Annotated in this window: 18 protein-coding genes; 7 read left to right on the top strand and 11 right to left on the bottom strand. The window is 35.5% G+C overall.

Annotation, left to right across the window (positions count from 1 at the left end):
- Positions 1-77 precede the first annotated feature (77 nt).
- From hydF to NSA47_RS01480, 4 genes are read right to left on the bottom strand one after another with little or no spacing between them, the layout of a single operon-like run.
- Positions 78-1,271 (bottom strand): [FeFe] hydrogenase H-cluster maturation GTPase HydF, encoded by a 1,194-nt coding sequence (gene hydF / locus NSA47_RS01495; RefSeq protein WP_257529072.1) that lies wholly within the window; start codon positions 1,269-1,271, stop codon positions 78-80.
- Positions 1,264-2,640: a [FeFe] hydrogenase H-cluster radical SAM maturase HydG gene (gene hydG, locus NSA47_RS01490; RefSeq protein WP_257529071.1), complete on the bottom strand. Its 1,377-nt coding sequence runs from the start codon at positions 2,638-2,640 to the stop codon at positions 1,264-1,266. Before hydG ends, hydF begins: the two co-directional genes overlap by 8 nt.
- Positions 2,637-3,686: a [FeFe] hydrogenase H-cluster radical SAM maturase HydE gene (gene hydE / locus NSA47_RS01485; protein ID WP_257529070.1), complete on the bottom strand. Its 1,050-nt coding sequence runs from the start codon at positions 3,684-3,686 to the stop codon at positions 2,637-2,639. Before hydE ends, hydG begins: the two co-directional genes overlap by 4 nt.
- Before the next feature lie 2 nt (positions 3,687-3,688).
- Positions 3,689-3,943, bottom strand: a complete 255-nt coding sequence (locus NSA47_RS01480) for a TM1266 family iron-only hydrogenase system putative regulator (protein WP_257529069.1) — start codon at positions 3,941-3,943, stop codon at positions 3,689-3,691.
- 472 nt (positions 3,944-4,415) lie between these two features.
- Here NSA47_RS01480 and NSA47_RS01475 point away from each other — a divergent pair, with 472 nt between their 5' ends.
- The 5 genes from NSA47_RS01475 (at position 4,416) to NSA47_RS01455 (ending at position 9,848) form a co-directional block, all read left to right on the top strand.
- On the top strand, positions 4,416-6,098 hold the full coding sequence (locus NSA47_RS01475) for a sensor histidine kinase (protein WP_257529068.1): 1,683 nt from the start codon (positions 4,416-4,418) through the stop codon (positions 6,096-6,098).
- Complete coding sequence (locus tag NSA47_RS01470; RefSeq protein WP_257529067.1) at positions 6,098-6,799, top strand: LytR/AlgR family response regulator transcription factor; 702 nt, start codon at positions 6,098-6,100, stop codon at positions 6,797-6,799. The genes NSA47_RS01475 and NSA47_RS01470 overlap by 1 nt, the downstream gene beginning before the upstream one ends.
- A 106-nt stretch (positions 6,800-6,905) precedes the next feature.
- Complete coding sequence (locus tag NSA47_RS01465; RefSeq protein WP_257529066.1) at positions 6,906-8,342, top strand: carbon starvation CstA family protein; 1,437 nt, start codon at positions 6,906-6,908, stop codon at positions 8,340-8,342.
- A gap of 109 nt (positions 8,343-8,451) precedes the next feature.
- Positions 8,452-9,465: an alpha-hydroxy-acid oxidizing protein gene (locus NSA47_RS01460; RefSeq protein ID WP_257529065.1), complete on the top strand. Its 1,014-nt coding sequence runs from the start codon at positions 8,452-8,454 to the stop codon at positions 9,463-9,465.
- 92 nt (positions 9,466-9,557) lie between these two features.
- Positions 9,558-9,848, top strand: coding sequence for a hypothetical protein (locus NSA47_RS01455; RefSeq protein WP_257529064.1), 291 nt, complete (start codon positions 9,558-9,560; stop codon positions 9,846-9,848).
- A gap of 35 nt (positions 9,849-9,883) precedes the next feature.
- Here the strand turns inward: NSA47_RS01455 and cobO are convergent, their stop codons facing one another.
- The 3 genes from cobO to NSA47_RS01440 all read right to left on the bottom strand — a co-directional run bounded on the left by cobO (position 9,884) and on the right by NSA47_RS01440 (position 13,674).
- Positions 9,884-10,399 (bottom strand): cob(I)yrinic acid a,c-diamide adenosyltransferase, encoded by a 516-nt coding sequence (gene cobO / locus NSA47_RS01450; RefSeq protein ID WP_257529063.1) that lies wholly within the window; start codon positions 10,397-10,399, stop codon positions 9,884-9,886.
- Positions 10,400-10,418: 19 nt separating this feature from the next.
- Positions 10,419-12,038, bottom strand: a complete 1,620-nt coding sequence (locus tag NSA47_RS01445; protein WP_257529062.1) for a putative manganese-dependent inorganic diphosphatase — start codon at positions 12,036-12,038, stop codon at positions 10,419-10,421.
- A gap of 169 nt (positions 12,039-12,207) precedes the next feature.
- The gene (locus tag NSA47_RS01440; protein ID WP_257529061.1) at positions 12,208-13,674 is read right to left on the bottom strand and encodes a C40 family peptidase; all 1,467 of its coding nucleotides are present in this window, start codon (positions 13,672-13,674) and stop codon (positions 12,208-12,210) included.
- 395 nt (positions 13,675-14,069) lie between these two features.
- Between NSA47_RS01440 and NSA47_RS01435 the strand changes: the two genes are divergently transcribed.
- Positions 14,070-15,062 carry a DUF3810 domain-containing protein gene (locus NSA47_RS01435; RefSeq protein WP_257529060.1) on the top strand — a complete coding sequence of 331 codons (993 nt, stop codon included), beginning with the start codon at positions 14,070-14,072 and terminating at the stop codon, positions 15,060-15,062.
- 28 nt (positions 15,063-15,090) lie between these two features.
- On the opposite strand, the gene NSA47_RS01430 is transcribed toward NSA47_RS01435, so the two are convergent.
- Positions 15,091-15,837: a tRNA threonylcarbamoyladenosine dehydratase gene (locus NSA47_RS01430; protein ID WP_257529059.1), complete on the bottom strand. Its 747-nt coding sequence runs from the start codon at positions 15,835-15,837 to the stop codon at positions 15,091-15,093.
- A 228-nt stretch (positions 15,838-16,065) separates the two neighbouring features.
- Between NSA47_RS01430 and NSA47_RS01425 the strand changes: the two genes are divergently transcribed.
- Positions 16,066-16,275 (top strand): alpha/beta-type small acid-soluble spore protein, encoded by a 210-nt coding sequence (locus NSA47_RS01425; protein WP_257529058.1) that lies wholly within the window; start codon positions 16,066-16,068, stop codon positions 16,273-16,275.
- Between the two features lie 64 nt (positions 16,276-16,339).
- Here the strand turns inward: NSA47_RS01425 and NSA47_RS01420 are convergent, their stop codons facing one another.
- From NSA47_RS01420 to NSA47_RS01410, 3 genes are all read right to left on the bottom strand, one after another.
- Complete coding sequence (locus NSA47_RS01420; protein ID WP_257529057.1) at positions 16,340-17,785, bottom strand: DEAD/DEAH box helicase; 1,446 nt, start codon at positions 17,783-17,785, stop codon at positions 16,340-16,342.
- A gap of 156 nt (positions 17,786-17,941) precedes the next feature.
- On the bottom strand, positions 17,942-18,895 hold the full coding sequence (locus NSA47_RS01415; RefSeq protein ID WP_257529056.1) for a 2-hydroxyacid dehydrogenase: 954 nt from the start codon (positions 18,893-18,895) through the stop codon (positions 17,942-17,944).
- A 102-nt stretch (positions 18,896-18,997) separates the two neighbouring features.
- Positions 18,998-20,299, bottom strand: a complete 1,302-nt coding sequence (locus tag NSA47_RS01410; protein WP_257529243.1) for a DEAD/DEAH box helicase — start codon at positions 20,297-20,299, stop codon at positions 18,998-19,000.
- Positions 20,300-20,344: the final 45 nt, after the last annotated feature.

Genomic DNA, 20,344 nt, shown 5'->3' with positions numbered 1-20,344 from the left:
TTCATTTACATCTTTATTTTAATCCTTTACCTAGAGTCTAAAATCTAGACAAGGTCCTCATTTTTAGGACATTTAATCTAATCTAGATCAAAAATTTCTAAAGTTCTATCCAGTATTCCTGTAAGATAGGCAAGTAAAACACCGTAATTAGTAATGGGAAGGTTTTTTTCTTGACAAATTCTTATTCTATTTTCCATGGTCTTTCTATTTACCATACAGGAGCCACAGTGAATGACTAAATCATAATTTTCGATATCCTCAGGAAAATTCTGACCTGCATTAAAATGGTAGTTAAATTGTTTTTGGGTATATTGATTTAATAATTTAGGTATTTTTACTCTTCCTATATCTTCATGGGAATGGCTATGGGTACAGCTCTCGGATATTAAAATATTTGCGTGGTTGGGTAATTGGTCTATAGATTTTATTCCTTCAACAAATGTTGGCAAATCCCCCTTGTATCTGGCGAAAACAATAGAGAAGGAAGTTAATTTTACTTCCTTGGATACCATTTGATCTACTTTTTTAAAGGCTTGAGAATCGGTAATCACTAGATCTATATCTTTCAAGTCTTCTAATGCTGATGGGAGCTCTATATCTCGAACGATATAACTTTTTATGCCATGATCTAAACAATCCCGTATGACCTGCACCTGGGGCAATATGATTCTTCCCTTTGGTGCTTCAGCATCAATGGGAACAACCAGTATTACTTTTCCATTATAGGGAACTAAATCCCCTACTATAGGAGGGTCTTCTTCTTGTTTTTTTATTTTAGTGATCAATTCCTCTTTTAACCTATGAATATTTGTACCTTCCTTGGAGGAAACAAAGATACATTGGGAATGGACCTTTTCCATTTCCTTTCGTTTTTCCCAGGAAATTTGATCTATCTTATTTATAGCAACAATATAGGGAATGTTTAATCTTTTGAACTCTCTTTTTGTCTTTTCTAGTAGATCATTATCTATGTCCTGGGCATCCATCACAAAAATGGCAAAGTCTGTTTTTTCCAGAACTTTCAAACTCTTCTCTACTCTGAGGGAGCCTAACTGGCCTTCATCATCCAATCCAGCAGTATCTATAAATAATACAGGTCCTAGGGGCAATAATTCTATGGCCTTATTTACTGGATCTGTGGTAGTCCCCTTAATAGGGGACACTAGGGAAATCTCCTGTTCTACTAAAGCATTTAGTAGGGATGATTTTCCAGCGTTTCTTTTGCCTACTAGAGCAATATGAGTCCGATTGGCGTTGGGCGTTTTATACATATAAATCCCGATCTCCCTCTTTAATTTTTTCTAAATTTTCTAGAAGTAGTTTTTTAATATCTTCTCTCTCTATTTTCTCAGCCTCTTTGTAAATTACTCTTTGGGCTTGCTGATATAACTCTTCATCTCCGTAGTCCTCAATAAATTCCATGAGGGTCATAAGGGCATTGGGACCGCAAACATTTTGAATTTGGCCTGATTTGGCTAATCTCATAAATCGATCCCCCGTTCTTCCCTGTCTATAACAGGCAGTACAGTAACTAGGAATAAACCCATCCTTTAACAATTCCTTAAGTACTTCTACTGGGGTGCGATGATCACCTATTTCAAATTGGTTTACATCCCTGCCACTATCATGTTCTTTATATCCTCCAACTCCAGTACAAGAGCCTGCACTAACTTGAGAAACTCCGTAGTTGATAACTTCCTCACGTATATTGGAGGTCTCCCTAGTCGATAGAATAATTCCTGTATAGGGCACTGCAATACGTATAATAGCCACTATCTTTTTAAAGGTTTCATCATCAATGATATGGGGAAATTGTGTTAAATTCATTCCCTCGGCTTTTTTTAATCGGGGCACCGAAATAGTATGAAAGCCTACTCCGAATTTTTCTTCCAAATATTGATTATGAAGCATTAAGGATAAAACTTCAAAACGATAATCTGCAAGGCCAAAGAGTACACCTCCACCCACATCATCAATTCCTCCCTCCATAGCTCGATCAAAGGCCGTGATGTGATACTCATAGCTACTTTTTAGACTTTTGGGATGAACTTTTTCATAAGTAGGTTTATGATAGGTCTCCTGGAATAAAATATAGGTTCCAATATTTTTTTCCTTTAACCTTTTATAGTTTTCTACTGTAGTAGCAGCAATATTTACATTAATGCGACGGATATTTCCCTTTTCGTTCTCAGTTTGATAAATCGCATCGATGGCATCTAAAATATAATCAATAGAGCAGTTGACAGGATCTTCTCCTGCTTCTAAAGCAATACGTTTATGCCCCATTTTCTCTAAGATTTTAACTTCCTGTTGTATTTCTTCCATAGTCAGTTTTCGGCGTGGAAAAGGATTCTTTTTTTGATAGCCGCAATAAGTACAATTATTTACACAAAAATCACTTACATAGAGAGGTGCAAAAACGACTATACGATTGCCATAAATAGCCCTTTTTATTTCCCCTGCAATTTTATACATCTCATTAATTTGTTCCTCATTTTGGATATATAATAACTTTGCAACTTCTAAATGACTAAGTCCTTGGAATGTCTTTGCTTTTTCTAATATCTCATTAATTTCTTCTTTAGATGCATTTTGGGATTGTTCTAATAATTCCTCTACATATTGATGATTAATAATCATTGTTTTCCTCCTATCGTAATATGATCCCCTCTAGATAAATCCACTTCAAAGCCCGCTTGATGTATTCGTGTTTCTATACAGCTCCTGCAGTGGGCAGATTCATCTCCCGTACAAATTTTTCCCTGATAGATTTCATATTTTTCTCGCACAGAAATAGGCGAAAGATTGGGCATCACTACATTAGCCCCTGCCTTTAAAGCCTTTTCTCTTCCTATAGGATCTAGGGTCCCCATGGCCGTTGTTGCAGGTAACAAAACATTAGGTAATAATAGTCTAGTCAAGGCTAACATAATCAAAGTTTTAGCAACTGTGCCTCCTACCTCACAACCTAGGGGAGTTTCCCCGTGGGGAATAAAGGGGCCAATGCCCACCATATGGGGTTGTAATCTTTTAAGGAATAATAAATCCTCTACTAAGTTTTCATCCCTTTGACCAGGCAAGCCTACCATAAATCCTGCTCCCGTCTGAAATCCTATTTCCTTTAACTCTTGTAGACAATTTTGTCTACTTACAATGTTCATCGTGGGATGAAATTTTTTATATAGATCTTCACTGGCTGTTTCATGTCTTAAAAGATATCTATCTGCTCCCGCTTCAAAATATTTTCTATAACTCTTCTTCTCTCTTTCTCCTATGGATAAGGTAATCGCCACATCAGAAAATTTTTCTCTGATGGCTTTGATAATTCTGCATATCTTATCGTCATCATAAAAGATATCTTCACCACTTTGTAAGACAAAAGTCCTATAACCCAATTGATAACCTTCTTGACAGCATTCCATAATTTCCTCTAGGGATAAACGATATCTCTCTACATTTTTATTCTCCCTACGAAGACCACAATAGAGACAGTTTTGTTTACAATAATTTGAAAACTCAATTAATCCTCTCATATATACTTTTTTACCGTAAACTTTTTCCCTCGTCCTTTGGGCATAGAAAAATAATCTTTCTGGATCGGAATAATTAAAATAGGTAATAATCTCTAATAATTCCTCTGGTGATAAATCATTATATTTATATAATTTTTCTAATATGTTCTTCATTCCTATACTTCCTTTTTTGAGATAGATGTTTTTATGGTAATGCCCTTTATATTCCCTAATTTTCCGGTAAGATGATTGATCTCATCTAAGCTACCTAAAAGGGTTATTGATACGACTGAAATCCCCACATCTTCAAAGGGAATTCCCATCCGCCCCCGTACAATATCTTTAAACTCAGCAATAATATGATTAAATTCGGCTTGACACTCCTTTGGATTTTCCAATATAGCACCTACCACAGCGATTCTTCTATTCACTCTACCACCCCTTTTGTTTTTAAAATATTTGTTTAGCACATAAAAAAACTTTCCTCAGAGGAAAGTTTACACACAAACAAACTATCATAGTAGCCATAAAAGGCCTAATATGAATAGACTCTATGTATCCCTCCCTTTTAGATTAGATGATTCTTTTCTATTAGGTATGATCTTATGATAAGACAAATGAATTAAGGCTTTCCTCAAAACATTTGAATATTTATTTTTATTATTGTTAATACTTTATCAAATCTTTCTACCTATGTCAACAATAGATATCATTTGTCCTTTACTATCCTCGCTTGCTTTCATCTCTTGGTTCTCTTCCCTATGTCCCCCGAGATTTCCAAAATACTCATTTACTTTTAGGAAACATTATCTTTCACCTATTGAATAGGTAAGTATAAAAATATAGAATAATATTGGAAGGATATGGTACAAAAAATATTTTACCTAGGAGTACAATTATACTATGATAAATTTGTTAAAAGTCCTTATCAACAATCTAAGTTATGTAATTCTCATTGCTTTTATTATTTCAAATATAAATATGTTTAAGAAAATAATACAAAAGGATGAGTTTAGATTATTTGATCATATCATACTCTCTTTAATTTTTGCCATCTTTGGAATCGTAGGCACCTATTCAGGTACAGATGTTTATGGTGCAATAGCCAATACAAGAATCATTGGAATAATGGCTGGTGGAATATTATGCGGTCCATTTGTGGGCATTGTATCAGGAATAATTGCAGGTCTCCATAGATTCACCTATGATATAGGTGGCATAACTTCCATTCCCTGTGCAATAACCACTATTCTCACAGGCTTTGCTTCGGCCTTCATCTATATAAAGGGCACAAGATTTGAAAAATGGGTTTATGGACTCATTGGGGGCTTTACTATGGAAAGCATTGAAATGCTCCTGATACTTCTTATATCCAAACCCTATTCCAGTGCACTATCCATAGTAAAAAGTATCTATCTGCCCATGAGCTTCACAAATGCCATAGGGATATGTATGCTTATATTGGTTATACAGAGAATTTTTAATGAAAAGGATCAAATAGCTGCAACACAAGCCCAACTAGCCCTTGAAATAGCAAATAAAACCCTACCCTATTTTAGGGAAATTGACAGCGACTCCTTGAAAAAAGTATGCTCCATAATAAAAGATTCTGCAGGAACGGCCGCAGTTGCCATTACCGATAAAGATACTATTTTGGCCCATGAGGGTCTTGGGGAAGAGCATCATATCAGTGGAGTTCCTATTCAGACTACTGCTACCAGACAAGTTATTGACGATGGGATTATGCGAATTTTAAATCATCCTAAGGAAATCCAATGTCCTAATAAAAAATGCCCACTAAAATCAGCTGTAATTGCTCCCCTTAAGGAGGACGAGGAGGTTATAGGAACCTTAAAGCTGTACTATGCAAAAGAGAATGGAATTTCCTATACAACTCAAAAGCTGGCCATAGGTTTATCTATGCTCATATCCACTCAGATTGAAATAAGCAAGGTGGGCAAGCTTAAGGAGTTGGCTACAAAGGCAGAGCTTAAAGCCCTACAGGCACAGATTAACCCACATTTTCTTTTTAATGCTTTAAATACTATCACATCCTTTTTAAGATTCAATCCCAATAAAGCAAGAGAACTGATTGTTAATCTATCAACCTATTTAAGGTATAATATAGAAGAAACAAACACCCTTGTAGATATTACCGAGGAGCTTGAACAGGTTAAAGCCTATGTGGGAATAGAAAAGGCAAGGTTTGGCGACAAACTTAGGGTAACCTATGACATCGATGAAATCATACATATTAAAATTCCTTCGCTTATAATCCAACCTTTAGTAGAAAACTCAATAAAACATGGAATACTCAAGGGTTCTGGCTCCGGAAATGTTTCCATTAAAGTGAAAAGACTTAACTTAAATGAGGTTGAGGTGGTTGTGCAAGATGATGGAATAGGTATCCCACAGGCTGTGATTGATAGCATATCCAATGGAACCTTGAGAGAAAATAAAATAGGCCTATGCAATGTACATAACAGATTAAAATATTTATACGGTAAGGGGATTATAATTGAGAGGCCTGCTATAGGAACAAAAGTCAGTTTTATTCTTCAAGATAATACAAAGGGGGATAAATAATGAATTGCATTATTGTAGATGATGAGTTTCCTGCTATAAAGGAGCTAAGTTATTTTATTGAAAGCTTTAGTTCAATTAAAATACTGGAAAAGTTTAATGACAGTATAATGGCCCTTGAATATATACAAACCCAACCTGTAGATGTCATTTTTCTTGACATAAACATGCCCAAATTAGACGGTATTGCTCTAAGTAGAGTGATAAACACCTTGAAGAACAAACCTCTTCTGGTATTTATCACTGCCTATAGGGAGTATGCGGTGGAGGCCTTTGAAGTTTGTGCCTTTGACTATTTATTAAAGCCCTTTTCTGAGAGTAGAATAATCGATACTCTGCAAAGACTTGAGGGCTTCAGTGAAAATCTATGCAGCAACAATAAAATAACTCTATGGAAAAAGCAAAAAATGTTTGTATTAAACATAAACGATATACTCTACTGCCAGGCAAATGAACACGAAGTGTTTATTTACACAAAGGAGGATCAATATAAGATTACTTCAAGTATTAGTGACTTTTATAGGAGACTTCCCCAAGATAATTTTTTTAAATCTCATCGTTCCTACATTGTAAATCTGGATAAAATCATTGAGATAATTCCCTGGTTTAACAATACCTATATGTTAAAGCTTCAAGGGATCAATGACGAGGTACCGGTTAGCCGTCATAATATTTTAACATTTAGGCAGTTGATGGGCATATAAGTGCATCTTATGTGCCTTTTTTGCTATTTCATGATACCGTTAATCCCTCTTTGCACACTATCTTATATAATGAAAGTGTAAAAAAATATTTTTAGGGGGGATCATAATGATATCATTTTTTCTATCCATCGCTGCCCTTATACTGGGTTATATGTTTTACAGCAAGGTTGTAGAAAAAGCCTTTGGCGCGGATGAAAACATCCAGACACCCGCAGTTAGACTTGAAGATGGCGTTGATTTTGTAAAAATGCCTGCATGGAAAATTTTCTTAATTCAGTTCTTAAACATAGCCGGTACAGGACCTATCTTTGGTGCTATTGCCGGTGCATTATGGGGACCTGCTGCCTTTCTGTGGATTGTATTTGGTTCCATATTTGCCGGTGGTGTACATGATTACTTATCAGGAATGCTATCAGCAAGACATGACGGTGCAAGTATTCCTGAGGTTGTAGGAAAGTATTTAGGTCCCGGTTTTAAGAACTTCATGAGAGGCTTTTCAGTCTTAGTTCTTGTCCTTGTCGGTGTGGTTTTCATAACAACTCCTGCAAATCTATTAGCGGGATTAACTCCTAAATCACTTAATGCAGCTTTCTGGATTTATATAATATTTGCTTACTATATATTAGCTACTATCCTTCCAATTGACAAAGTTATAGGAAAAATTTATCCACTCTTTGGTATATCTCTTTTAATCATGGCTTTGGGTATATCCGGTGGTATAATCTTTGAGGGATATAAAATACCTGAAATTACTTTAGCTAACCTTCATCCAAATAATCTTCCCATTTGGCCATTAATGTTTATATCCATAGCCTGTGGAGCGATATCAGGCTTTCACTCAACACAATCACCTATGATGGCTAGATGTATTACTTCTGAAAAGCAAGGTAGAGTAATCTTTTATGGAGCCATGATCGCTGAAGGTATAGTTGCTCTAATATGGGCAGCAGCTGCAATTGCTTTTTTTGGCAGCACCGGAGAATTAAATGCACAAATGACTGCTAATGGTGGGCAGGGTTGGGTTGTAAGCACAATTTCCACCTCACTTCTCGGAAAAATCGGAGGAGCCCTTGCAATCCTTGGAGTTGTTGCCTGTCCTATAACTTCTGGGGATACAGCCTTCAGAAATGCAAGACTTACGATCGCTGACTTCTTAAACTTCAAACAAAGTCCAATAAAAAATAGACTTATAGTCGTTGTACCACTATTTGCTATTGGTTTTATATTAACTCGAATAGATTTCAACATACTTTGGAGATATTTTGCATGGTCTAATCAAACTTTAGCCATGATAGTACTCTGGGCAGCCGCTATGTATTTATCTTTAAGAAAACAGATTCACTGGATCGCTACAGTGCCAGCTACCTTCATGACTGCCGTTTCAATCACTTATATACTCGTTGCTCCTGAAGGCTTTCAGCTTTCATCTTCAATAGCTTATCCTATTGGGTTAGTGGTTGCTGCTTCATCCTTAGCAGTATTTTTAGTAGCCGCTAAGAAGAAGGCTAAGGGAGGACATTTAGAAAATAAGATTAAAGCCTAATCATCAGCCTGCAGCGCATAATAGCTCGGCTATTATGTACTGTGGGCTTTAATATAGTATTTTATAATGATGTACAAATAAGCTTAAATTAACAAAGGGGTGAGTGGCTATGGATTATAAAGACGTACTAAAAAATGCAAAGGTTAATTTAAATGGAAGTTGTAGAGTTTGTCCAGTATGCAATGGTAAGGCATGTGCAGGAGAGGTGCCCGGCATGGGTGGAAAGGGCACAGGAGAGGCCTTTAGGGCAAACATAGATGCCTTAGGAGGTTATAAACTAAATATGAGAACGCTGCATAATTGCAGCAATCCCGACACTTCCATTGAACTCTTTGGCAAAAAAATGAGAATTCCTGTATTTGCAGCCCCTGTATCAGGGACAATTCTGAATATGGGAGGAAAATTTACTGAAGAAGAATATATCTCCTGGATTATTAAAGGCTGTCTTCATAGAGGAATTTACCCGATGGTAGGTGACACTGCTGTAGACTCCTTCCTCATAACAAATCTTCAAGAGCTTAAAAAGGTAGACGGAAATGGAGTTGCCATTATAAAACCCTGGGAAAACTCAGATGTTATTAGCAAAATACATTTAGCTGAAGAAGCAGGTGCCTATGCAGTTGGTATGGATATAGATGCAGCAGGCCTTATAACCCTCTCACTTCATGGAAAATCTGTAGGCCCAAAAACTATAGAAGACATAAAAGAAATCGTAGAAAGTACAAAATTACCCTTTATCCTAAAGGGAATTATGACTTCTGACGAGGCAGAACTGGCAGCTGAGGCTGGTGTTGCTGCCATAGTTGTATCAAACCATGGCGGCAGAGTACTGGATCAAACTCCTGGAGTTGCTAATGTCCTTCCCCAAATTGCTACAAAGGTAAAAGGAAGGGTGAAAATACTTGCAGACGGTGGTGTTCGAAACGGTGTAGATGTTCTTAAAATGCTTGCCCTTGGAGCCGATGCAGTTTTAATAGGAAGACCTTTGGTTTCAGCCTCTTTTGGTGGCCAAACAGATGGCGTAAAGGCTTATATCGATAATATAGCCGCTGATTTAAAGTCAGCTATGATACTAACTGGCTGTAATTCCATCAAAGAAGTTACTGGCAGGATTTTAGTTTAATAACTTCGCTATAATAATATTATTAACTTCATTTCCCTATTGAACATAGGATGTTATTACCTGTTAAAATTTACGCCAAAGGAGGTAATACAATGGAGGAGTTAGGGCAATTTATTAAACAGATCCAACTTGACCAAGAAAATAATATTGTAGTGGTAGTAGAGGAGCAATTGCTTACATTATTGCAAAATAGAAAAGTGCAATTTTTTCTATTTAGTACTGCTAAAAAAGTATTACAGGATGATTTTATAAATTTGGATATAGAAAATAATAGAATAAAAATTAAAGTCATTGAGGGTACTGAAGAGAAAAACCTAGAGAGGGTACGTCAAGAACTTCTAAAAAGCTTTGAGGGGCTGAAACCTTTTCTTCCTAAGAAATAACAAAAAATCCTGATGAATATTCATCAGGATTTTTGTTATTTCTCAATACCCTCCCGGGCTTGCACTCCTTGGGTATAATAGTGTTTTATCTCCTTCATCTCTGTTACTAAATCAGCCAATTCTATTAACTTTTGAGGAGCCTTACGCCCTGTACAGATCACTTCTACATGGGGTGCTCTTCCTTCTATGGCTTCAATGACTTTTTCTATATTAAATAATTTATAATATAGTGCGATATGAATTTCATCTAGAACCACTACATCATATTCACCCTGGGCTAATATTTTTTTTATTTCCTCCAAACCCTTTTGGGCTTTTTGAATATCTTCTTGGGTAGGCTCTTTGAAAATAAAACAATCTTGTCCGAATTGTTTTATTTTTAAATGAGGAAGAAATTCTACTGCCTTTAATTCGCTATAATCCATTCCCTTTATAAATTGACCAAAATAAACCTTTTTTCCAGCGCATACTGCCCGTAAAGAAAGGCCTAAAGCAGCAGTGGTTTTGCCCTTTCCATCTCCCGTATATATCTGTACATATCCTTTATCCATGTAAACCCTCCTAAAACTTTTATTTAAGCATATTTATTGCCTGCATAATTCTTGGCACCACTTGTTTTTTCCTAGATACTATGTCTTTTACAAATACCCCCTGATAGGCCTCTACATTGAAAGCTGTGGAAATAAACTTTCTTATCCCACATTCATAAAGGACATAAGATCCACCTTTTAAGATATCTGTTATAATAAGAAGAGTAAGAAAATGATTTTTTTCTTGATGTACATTTCTTATAAACTCAAGAAATACTTCTTTTCTTGAAAAAACTTCTTCGATATCTAGGGTAAATACTTGTGACACTCCTATTTTATCTTGACCAACATTAAAGACCTTATAGTCCTTGAAAAAGATATCTTGTACACTCTGTCCTTCTAAAGAGGTCCCCGCCTTGAACATACTCATCGAAAAATCCTCTATATCTAGATGTAAAATCTTATTTAATTCTCTAATCGCATGATGATCAATTTCAGTAGTAGTGGGTGACTTTAATGAAAGAGTATCCGATAGAATCCCTGCCATGAGTAACCCTGCCATTTTTGCGCTGATTTCAACTCCATATTCTCTGTACATATTGTAGACAATGGTACAGGTACTCCCTACAGGTAAGTTTCTAAAATGAATGGGTAGAGTAGTGGATATATCTCCTAATTTATGATGATCTATGATCTCCATAATCTCCGCCTCACGAATGCCCTGAGCACTTTGAGCATATTCATTATGATCTACTAGAATAACTTGTTTTTTATCAGGAATTAATAAATGTTGTTTATTCATTATCCCTAGATATTTATTTTCACTATCTACAATGGGATAATTTGCATGGTTTTTATTCACTATTTCTTCCTTAACTTCATCTAGATATTCATTTTCATCAAATTTCATGATATTTTCAGAAATCATAATGGAAGATACAAAATTACATTGGTTTATTAATTTTGAAATGGTATAGGTATCCTTGGGAACTCTGATTAAACTTACCCCTTTTTCCTTGGCTTTTTCAATATATTCTTGAGGTATTTCTTCCTTGCCAGAAATGATGATCAACTGTACTTTACATTTAATGGCATGATCAATAATAGAAAATCTATCTCCTACTATAACAATACTCTCCTCATTTAAGAAATCTAACTTTTTCAATGTCCTGGAATACAATGCAATTACTGATATTTTACCTTGGAATTTTTCTTTTTCAACGACTAATGCCTCCCCCTCTAAATCCTGTAGAATATTGTCCATGGAAGTTTCTAGTTTATATAGATCTCCTGTAATAAGAGCCATAGCAATGTCCTTCATGGTAATAATCCCCATTAATTGATTGTTATGATCTACTATAGGTAGAGTTCGGATATTGTTCTTTTCCATTAGTTTGTAAGCATGTAAAATCGAGTAATGGGGTAAAAGCCCAGGTATTTTATCATAATTTAGATCACGAACTTGGGTTTTAACATTTCCTATAAGATGTGGTGATTCCATTTGAAAATAATCTAAAACATATTTTGTTTCTTTATTCACCGCTCCCAACCTACAAGGGAGGGTATTATTTCCCAGTTTGTTTTTCAAATGTGAAAGTGCTATGGCCGAAGCAATGGAATCAGTATCTGGATTGCGATGGCCAAATATAAGTGTTTTCATCAACATCATCCTCCCTAAAAGTATATTTTCTTACTCGCATTGAAAGTATAACATAAGCTTTGTATATTTTCATTGTAAAAATTTTATATAAAAGGATTATCGGTATTATAAGGTCGAGTAATAATGAAAAAACACTGGCATAGTATAAATACTTTACCAGTGTTTCTTTCTAGTATGGTCTTCTACCACTAATAAAGCGGTTTTTAAAGTAAGCATTGTTTAGAGAGGTGATTTGTATGCTTTTCCCTGGACTAGGTGAATGAATAAAACTATTCCCTCCAACATAGATACCTACATGTCCTGGAAATACAACGATATCTCCAGGTTTTAGCTCACTTTTTGATACACGGGCTCCAAATCCTCCCTGGGCACCTGAACTTCTTGGAATATTAATTCCATATTGTCTATAGATGTAGGATGTAAATCCTGAACAATCAAAACCTGCTGGTGTAGATCCGCCACTTCTATAAGGGGTACCTAGATAATGTCGAGCAGTAGATACAATGGCTGATCCTAAATTGCCATTATATGTAGGTGCTGGTCTATTAGAACTCACTGAATTTTTATTTCCTTTTTTTCTTGAGGATTGTGTTGAAACTGCAGCTCTTGGACGCTCTTTTGTGCCCACCAGTACTACTTTATTCTTTGGTTCCTGCAATACCTTTTCCTCTACAATAGTCTTTTTGCTTTCTACTCCATTGATAAAGGTAATTTCAGCGGTGATTTCTTTTTCCCCTTTTTTGCCTTCTTCTTTAACCTTCTTTTCCCCTTTGTACAGGGATGAATCTTTCTTTTCTTCTACTTTAAAATTAATATCTGCAGTATCCTTATGTCTTTCCACCGTGACAACCTCTAATAAAGATTGAGGAACAACCAAGTTGATCTCTTCTCCTGGTTTTAACTTTTCAATATCTTTATCAGGATTGGCTTGTTCCAAGGTACGAATTCCCATATTGAAGGATCTGGATATATTCCAAGCAGAATCTCCCTGGGCTACCCTATAGGTTTGCATCTTATCATTCTTTTCGCTTAGAGCAGCTAGTGCCTCTTCTTTAGATAATACTGCATCGGCGGGCATATCCTTGGATATTATTTGTACCTCTTGATTAAAAGAAACTTCCAATACTTCAGTGTCTTTTTCACTATCAACTTCTATGTAAGGTTTTTTCACTTCTTCCAATATTTCCTGAGCATCTTTAGTAGAAGTAACAACCAATTCTTCCTGTCCATCTACGACGATAATAGAGGCAGGTTTTAAAACTTCCAGGTTTTGAGAAATAACTTCTCCTAATTTTTTTGAGTCTACCAAATCTTCTTTGTTGACCCGTACTTTCTTCATATCTATGTCTTTTGCGAAATATGCATTTTCGCCATGTTTTTGTGCTATGTCATTTTCTACTATTTTTAGGGCTTCCTCGATGGTGGTTACTTCTTTGACAATTCCAATGTTTTCCCCATTAAGTTGAACTTGATAGGAAAAGCCACTTTGATACACGAAAAAGCTTGTAACACCCATAATCGTTACGATAGAAAAAACAATTAAGGGTTTTTTCCATTGCACTACTTTCTGTTTACTGACCCTAGAGAATTTCGTCCAAAAGTCTTTAACTTTCATTCCTATTGGCTCTTTTTCCATTCCTCATCCTCTCCCCTTGAAAATAATATCCAAAATGAAGTTGTCCTTCATACTTATATATGTATTGTAACATCTTTTCAAATATTCTACAAACTTTTGTTACAACTTTTCTATTTTTTCCCTATAATGTACTAAAAATAAGTTTTTTCATATTCTGCTATACACTGAAAATGGTATATAATGATATATAGATAGCTATCCTAGAGTTTAAAAACCTTTTCAAAAATAATTCTCCTATAGAAAAAATATTTTTATTGTAAAGTAGGTGGCGGCCCATGAAAAAAAACACTTCTCTATCCCTATACTTTTTAATATCTTTGTTCCCTTTCAGCATCTTAATAACTTTTTTCTTCTCAAGATACCCTCTGGTGACAGAGCATATTTATTCTACAGGTATGTATAAAATAATAGGGAATCTTCTATCTCCCTTTTCCAAGATTACTAAGATTTCTGTAGGAGAATTTTTACTCTATATACTTTTGTTGTTTATTCTTTTCCAATGTTTAAGGTTTGTATATCATCTCTTTCAGCCTAGAAGCAATGTAAAAAAAATGTTCTTTACCTTGTTCATCAACATTATTGTTTGTCTTAGTATTCTCTATTTTGTTTTTATTATTACCTGGGGAATAAACTATCATCGGTTGCCCTTTTCTACTATAGCAAATCTAAATCCTCAACCATCTTCTGTAGAAGATTTAGAATCCCTTTGTGAAAATTTAATAGAACAGGCAAATAGCCTTCGAGAAAAGAATCTTGAGGATGAACAAGGGCTAACTGATATTCCCAATAAGTTAAAATCTGTGCCTGAACGTTCTAATCTAGGCTTTTCTATTTCTTCTAGGGTGTATCCCGAGCTAGGAGGGAGAGATGTTTATCCCAAAGGTGTTTTTCTTTCAAATCTTATGTCCTATGCTGGTATCGCGGGTATATTTTTCCCCTTTACAGGAGAAGCCAACTTCAACACCTTACTTCCTGATGTTCAGCTACCCAGTACGGTCACCCATGAAATAGCCCATCAACGAGGTTTTGCCCGAGAAGATGAAGCGAATTATATTGCATATCTAGTGTGTAGCCATCATCCTGATGTAGATTTTCAATACTCAGGAATATTATTGGCGCTGTCCCATTCTATGAATAAGTTATATGAATATGATCAGGATAAGTATCTTCATTTGACAAAGAACTATAGTAAGGGATTGATCCGAGATCTTGATTCTATTAAAGAATTTTGGAGTTCTTATGAAGGCCCCTTAGAGAGATTTTCCTCTAAAATGAATAATTTATATTTAAAATCCAATCTTCAAGAAGAAGGGGTCCATAGTTATGGTCGAATGGTGGATTTACTTCTAGCAGAATTTAAAGAAGGTAGAAAAACCTCAATGAAATAAAGGTTTTTCTACCTTAATTCTTCCCTTATTATCTGATTAAATCCTTCACTACCTCTGATGCAATGATTAAACCTGCTACCGAAGGTACAAAGGATACGCTACCTGGAATTTGTCTTCTTTCAACACAAGTCCTATCTTTGCTAGGACATATGCAATTTGTTTTGCAACCCCCATCTAACTCTAAGGGTGTTAAAGGCTTTTCCTTAGAAAACACTACCTTTAATTTAGGAATATTTCTTTTTCTTAGTTCAGTTCTCATTACCCTCGCTAAGGGGCACACCGATGTTTTATAAATATCTGCGACCTCTAACATCGTAGGATTTAATTTATTTCCAGCTCCCATACTGCTCATCATAGGAATATTCATTTTATGGCATCTTTCTACTAAATCCAGTTTAGAGGAGACCATATCAATAGCATCTACCACATAGGAGTATTCCTGGGATAGCATTTTCTCTGCACTTTCTGGGTTGTATAATTCCTGAAAAACTTCCACTTGGGCTTTGGGGGCAATTTCTAAAATTCGTTCTTTCATGACCTCTACCTTGGGTTTTCCTACTGTTTTTCTAGTAGCATGGATTTGTCTATTGATATTGGTTAAGCAAATATCATCATCATCTATCAATACAAAAGAACCTACTCCTGAACGAACTAAGCCTTCTACAACAAAAGTCCCCACTCCACCAATTCCAAAAACAGCAACTTTACTATTTTTTAATTTATTTAATCCCTCAGTTCCTATTAACATTTCTGTTCTTGAGAAGGAATGTAACATTTTAATAATCACCTCTATAATTGGTTATTTTTATTATTTTTGCGAAAAACTATCTTTTAAAAATTCTCAATGATCCAAAATACATTTTATCATAGATAAAAACCTCAACAAAGTATAAATACAGAAGATTATTTTCCTGTGTTTAACAACTTATCCATACTTTACATAGTGTATTCTCAACAAAACTACACATACTATTATTGCAAAACCAATTAGGAGGTGAAAACTATGGCAAACAGAAGTAGTAATAGAGTTTTAGTTCCTGAAGCTAGAAAAGCCCTTGATAGTTTTAAACTAGAAGTAGCTAACGAACTTGGAATTGCAAACTATGATTCAATGGATAAAGGTAATTTAACTTCCAGAGAAAATGGTTATGTTGGTGGTACTATGGTCAAGAAAATGATTGAAAAGGCGCAAAATCAAATGGCAGGTAAATAATTTAATATAAAATCAAAGGAGATCCATATTTGCGGATCTCCTTTGATTTTTAAATATATTTTTTCTATTTTATTGCTCTATCTACTTTTATTTTTTTTCCTTTAATTGTAGTTTTGGGAAGTTGGTTTAAGACTATTTTTTCCTTTCCATTCAGTATATCTACATAGGATATATTGTCCTGAATATCAATAATTCCGATATCTTCTGATGCAATTCCTTGGATACTTGTCATTGCCCCTAAAATATCCCCTGGTCTTATTTTTTTATTTTTCCCTGCTTTAATATAAATCTTTGTAATTTCTTGATTTAATTTTAACCCCTTATCTTTTTTCATCTTTGGCTTATGTTGTACTTGCTCCTGAAAAGCTTTCCTTCCTTGTTCTATATCTTTTTCCGAGGGTAATTCCCCTGGCGATATTTTATAAGCTAAATAATCCTCAATTTGATTAAACCATCTCACTTCTCTTGGGGTTACTAGGGTGAGAGCAACACCTTGTTTTTCTGCCCGTCCCGTTCTTCCAATTCTATGGATATAAGATTCCTTTTCTACAGGGACATCAAAATTTACCACAAGGTTGATATTCTCTATATCAATTCCCCTGGCGGCCACATCGGTGGCAATCAAAAAGCCAAAGGTCCCTTGTCTAAACTCCTTCATCACTGTAAGCCGTTCCTCCTGTTCCATTCCGCCATGTAGTGCACCACAACGATAGCCTTTGCTCTGCATCTTTTGCAAAAGCCAGTTTACGGTATTTTTTGTATTGCAAAACAAAATACAACTATCTGGTCTATAAACATAGATTAACTTATTTAGCAAACTAAATTTCCCCTTTTCTTCCACGGGATAATAGTATTGTTGTATTCTCTCTGTCGCAGGATTTTTTGAGCTTATCTCAATCAATTTCGGCTCTTCCATATGTTTTTCACAAAGATATAGGATTTTTTCCGGGATTGTAGCGGAAAATAACATAGTTGTTCTAGAGATAGGCAAGGTTTTTATAATCGTTTCCACATCTTCAATAAATCCCATATTTAACATTTTGTCTGCTTCGTCAATGACCAAGTAATTTATTTTTTCCAGATTAATATTGCCTTTTTGTATATGATCTAATGTTCTGCCGGGCGTACCTACAATAATGTGCACTCTTTGTTTTAACTCTCTGACCTGACGTTCAAAAGATTGTTTTCCAAAAATAGCTTCGCATCTTATTCTTTTAAATCTTCCTATGTTGAATAATTCTTCTTTAACCTGTACGGCCAATTCCCGGGTAGGTACTAAGATTAAAGCCTGTGGACTGTTTTCCTCTATTTCTATCCTCTCACAGATTGGGATAGCAAAGGCAGCTGTCTTTCCGCTACCAGTTTGGGACTTAACAATAAGATCTATGCTCTCCAGTGCAGAGGGCAGTACTTTCTCTTGAACATTGGTAGGGGTCATATATCCCAATTTTTCTAATGCTCTTATTATTTTTTCATCTAACTTAAAATCCTGAAAGCTTACTTTATTCATTAATATTTACCTCACTATAACTTGTATTTAGCCTTATTCTACCCAAAAATCTATAAAATCCTACTTGACGGAAAATGTAGAATAGAAAAGGTGATCTCTTGCCAACAGATAAGCTTTGTTCTTTTAAAGTAAAAACAGTGGTAAATACCACTGTTTTTAAATAACAATATTTTTTTCTTCTCCATTCATCCATGAGTAAACATTATCAAATACAATTTTTGCTCTTTTTATCATGGATTCCTCTGTAGCAAAGGCTACATGGGGTGTAACTAAAACATTTTTGGCATGAAAGAAAGGATGGTCAGGGGCAATGGGAGGCTCTATTTCAAATACATCTATTCCTGCTCCGGCAATTCTATCTTCATTTAATGCAGCTGCTAAAGCCTTACTATCCAATACAGGTCCCCTAGCAGTATTAATAAGAATAGCATTTTTCTTCATCCAGGATAATTCTTCTTCCCCAATTAATTCTTTTGTATCCTTTGTTAGAGGAACATGCAAGGATACGATATCACTTTTTGACATCAATTCCTTTAGACTCACATATTGGATACCTAATTCCTTTGCTTTTGGAGATTGAGATCTATTATATCCCAAAAGATTACAATTGAATACTTTTAATAGCTCTGCTGTACGCAGTCCAATACCACCTGTTCCAACAATTCCTACGGTTTTTCCATTTAACTCATTTCCCATCAACCCTGCTTTTGTTCCCTCACATCGTGTGACCTCATCACATTTTACTATATTTCTTAGTAAGGTGATGATCATGCCTAGGGTTAGCTCCGCCACAGCCTCAGTGGCATATCCTTGAGCATTGGATACTTTTATTCCTCTAGCCTGACAAATTTCTTGGTCAATGTGGTCATACCCTGTAAAAGCCACGGATATGTATTTTAAATTTTTTGCTGCCTTTATCACTTCACCACTTAAAGGATTATTGGCTATAATGAGTATATCTGCATCCTTGACTCTCTCTTTCAAAATCTCTTCATCTTTTTCTACTGTATCATAAGCTATGAATTCATGACCCATTTCTAAGAGTTTGCTGGATAAATTTTTTAGCTTTTCTTCACGAATAGAAAGTGGTTCCAATAATACAATTTTCAACAGTAACACGCTCCTTTTATATCTAAAGTTATTCTTATTGTATCTTTTTTTATACGTAAAAACAAATATAACTTCTCCTTGTCATGCACGACTCTATTGTTTTTAACGATTTCTCCCCCTAGTTGCTCTCTTTTTCCCTTGAATCTTTTGTTTTTGAGATCCCCCAGATTTTTTATCCTTTGTCCAGCTTTTTTCCTGTCTTCTCTTATCCGAGAACTTTGCTATTTTATTATATTTTTTATTCTTTCCCGTGCCATGACTGGGAGCTTTATCATCATTGCTTTTTTCCCCAATCTGTTGTGAACTTATCTTTTCTAAGTTCATCCCTATTTCTTTTTCTATGCTATTTAGCATTTGGTCATCCCTGAGCGTTGCAAAGGTAATAGCCACCCCCTTTTCCCCTGCTCGACCGGTACGCCCTATACGGTGGATATACCCTTCTGTATCCTGGGGCATATCATAGTTAAACACATGGGTTACTCCCTCTATATCTAATCCCCGGGCAGCCACATCGGTTGCCACAAGAAGCTGTATATCCGCCTTTCTAAAGGCTTTCATTACTCTTTCCCGCTTTGCTTGACTTAGATCTCCATGAAGTTCTTCTACATTGTACCCCTTCTCTCCCAAGGCATAATTTAGTGCACTTACACGGCGTTTAGTACGACAAAAGATTATGGCCATAAAGGGCCTATACTTATCTATGGTCATGCATAGTTCGCCCTGTTTTTTCCTATCGGTAGTTTTTATCACTATTTGCCTTATTTCATCAAGGATTATTCTCTCACTTTGTACTTGTATTTGCACAGGTTGGTTCATATATCGAGTTGCCATAGCCCCTACTCCCTTAGGCATTGTAGCTGAGAAAAACATGGTTTGGCGCTCCCTAGGTGTTTGCCTTATGATATCTTCTACCTCATTTAAAAACCCCATGTGGAGCATTTGATCCGCTTCATCGAGAACAAGCATGGAAACTTTACCTATATTGATGGTTTTTCTTCTCAGATGGTCTAGTAATCGTCCTGGTGTTCCTATCACAATATGTATATCTTTTTTTAACTTTCTAATCTGCCCTTCTACATCCTGACCTCCATAGGCAGATAATATTTTTATATCTTTATTCGCTACTAGTTTCTTTGCTTCTGATGTTATCTGGATAGCCAGTTCCCTAGTGGGTGTAACAATGAGAGCCTGTATAAAAGGCTTGTTTGCGTCAATTTTTTCTATGATGGGGAGCATAAAAGCAAGGGTTTTTCCCGTGCCTGTTTGAGCTTGGGCAATAACATCCAGCCCCTTCATAAGTACTGGAATAGTTTTTACCTGTATTGGTGTTGGTTCTTTTATGCCGTTTTTGGCTAATGTAGCACTCATTTCTCTATTAATACCTAATACCCCAAAGTTTTTCATCATATTCATTTTTCCTCCAATTTTTATTTATGATCTATAAATCTG

It is taken from the genome of Irregularibacter muris (assembly GCF_024622505.1).
Lineage (GTDB): Bacteria > Bacillota > Clostridia > Eubacteriales > Garciellaceae > Irregularibacter > Irregularibacter muris.
Note: the sequence above shows the minus strand (reverse complement) of the source record. Positions and strands in the feature narration are given on the sequence as shown.

Excerpts from the sequence above, each read along its gene's own strand:
- hydG (WP_257529071.1), bottom strand. The coding sequence starts at position 2,640 with ATGATTATTAATCATCAATATGTAGAGGAATTATTAGAACAATCCCAA.
- hydE (WP_257529070.1), bottom strand. The coding sequence starts at position 3,686 with ATGAAGAACATATTAGAAAAATTATATAAATATAATGATTTATCACCA.
- NSA47_RS01420 (WP_257529057.1), bottom strand. The coding sequence starts at position 17,785 with ATGAATAAAGTAAGCTTTCAGGATTTTAAGTTAGATGAAAAAATAATA.
- NSA47_RS01430 (WP_257529059.1), bottom strand. The coding sequence starts at position 15,837 with ATGTTACATTCCTTCTCAAGAACAGAAATGTTAATAGGAACTGAGGGA.
- hydF (WP_257529072.1), bottom strand. The coding sequence starts at position 1,271 with ATGTATAAAACGCCCAACGCCAATCGGACTCATATTGCTCTAGTAGGC.
- cobO (WP_257529063.1), bottom strand. The coding sequence starts at position 10,399 with ATGGATAAAGGATATGTACAGATATATACGGGAGATGGAAAGGGCAAA.
- NSA47_RS01425 (WP_257529058.1), top strand. The coding sequence starts at position 16,066 with ATGGCAAACAGAAGTAGTAATAGAGTTTTAGTTCCTGAAGCTAGAAAA.
- NSA47_RS01410 (WP_257529243.1), bottom strand. The coding sequence starts at position 20,299 with ATGAAAAACTTTGGGGTATTAGGTATTAATAGAGAAATGAGTGCTACA.
- NSA47_RS01435 (WP_257529060.1), top strand. The coding sequence starts at position 14,070 with ATGTATAAAATAATAGGGAATCTTCTATCTCCCTTTTCCAAGATTACT.
- NSA47_RS01445 (WP_257529062.1), bottom strand. The coding sequence starts at position 12,038 with ATGAAAACACTTATATTTGGCCATCGCAATCCAGATACTGATTCCATT.
- NSA47_RS01460 (WP_257529065.1), top strand. The coding sequence starts at position 8,452 with ATGGATTATAAAGACGTACTAAAAAATGCAAAGGTTAATTTAAATGGA.
- NSA47_RS01475 (WP_257529068.1), top strand. The coding sequence starts at position 4,416 with ATGATAAATTTGTTAAAAGTCCTTATCAACAATCTAAGTTATGTAATT.
- NSA47_RS01440 (WP_257529061.1), bottom strand. The coding sequence starts at position 13,674 with ATGGAAAAAGAGCCAATAGGAATGAAAGTTAAAGACTTTTGGACGAAA.
- NSA47_RS01470 (WP_257529067.1), top strand. The coding sequence starts at position 6,098 with ATGAATTGCATTATTGTAGATGATGAGTTTCCTGCTATAAAGGAGCTA.
- NSA47_RS01455 (WP_257529064.1), top strand. The coding sequence starts at position 9,558 with ATGGAGGAGTTAGGGCAATTTATTAAACAGATCCAACTTGACCAAGAA.
- NSA47_RS01465 (WP_257529066.1), top strand. The coding sequence starts at position 6,906 with ATGATATCATTTTTTCTATCCATCGCTGCCCTTATACTGGGTTATATG.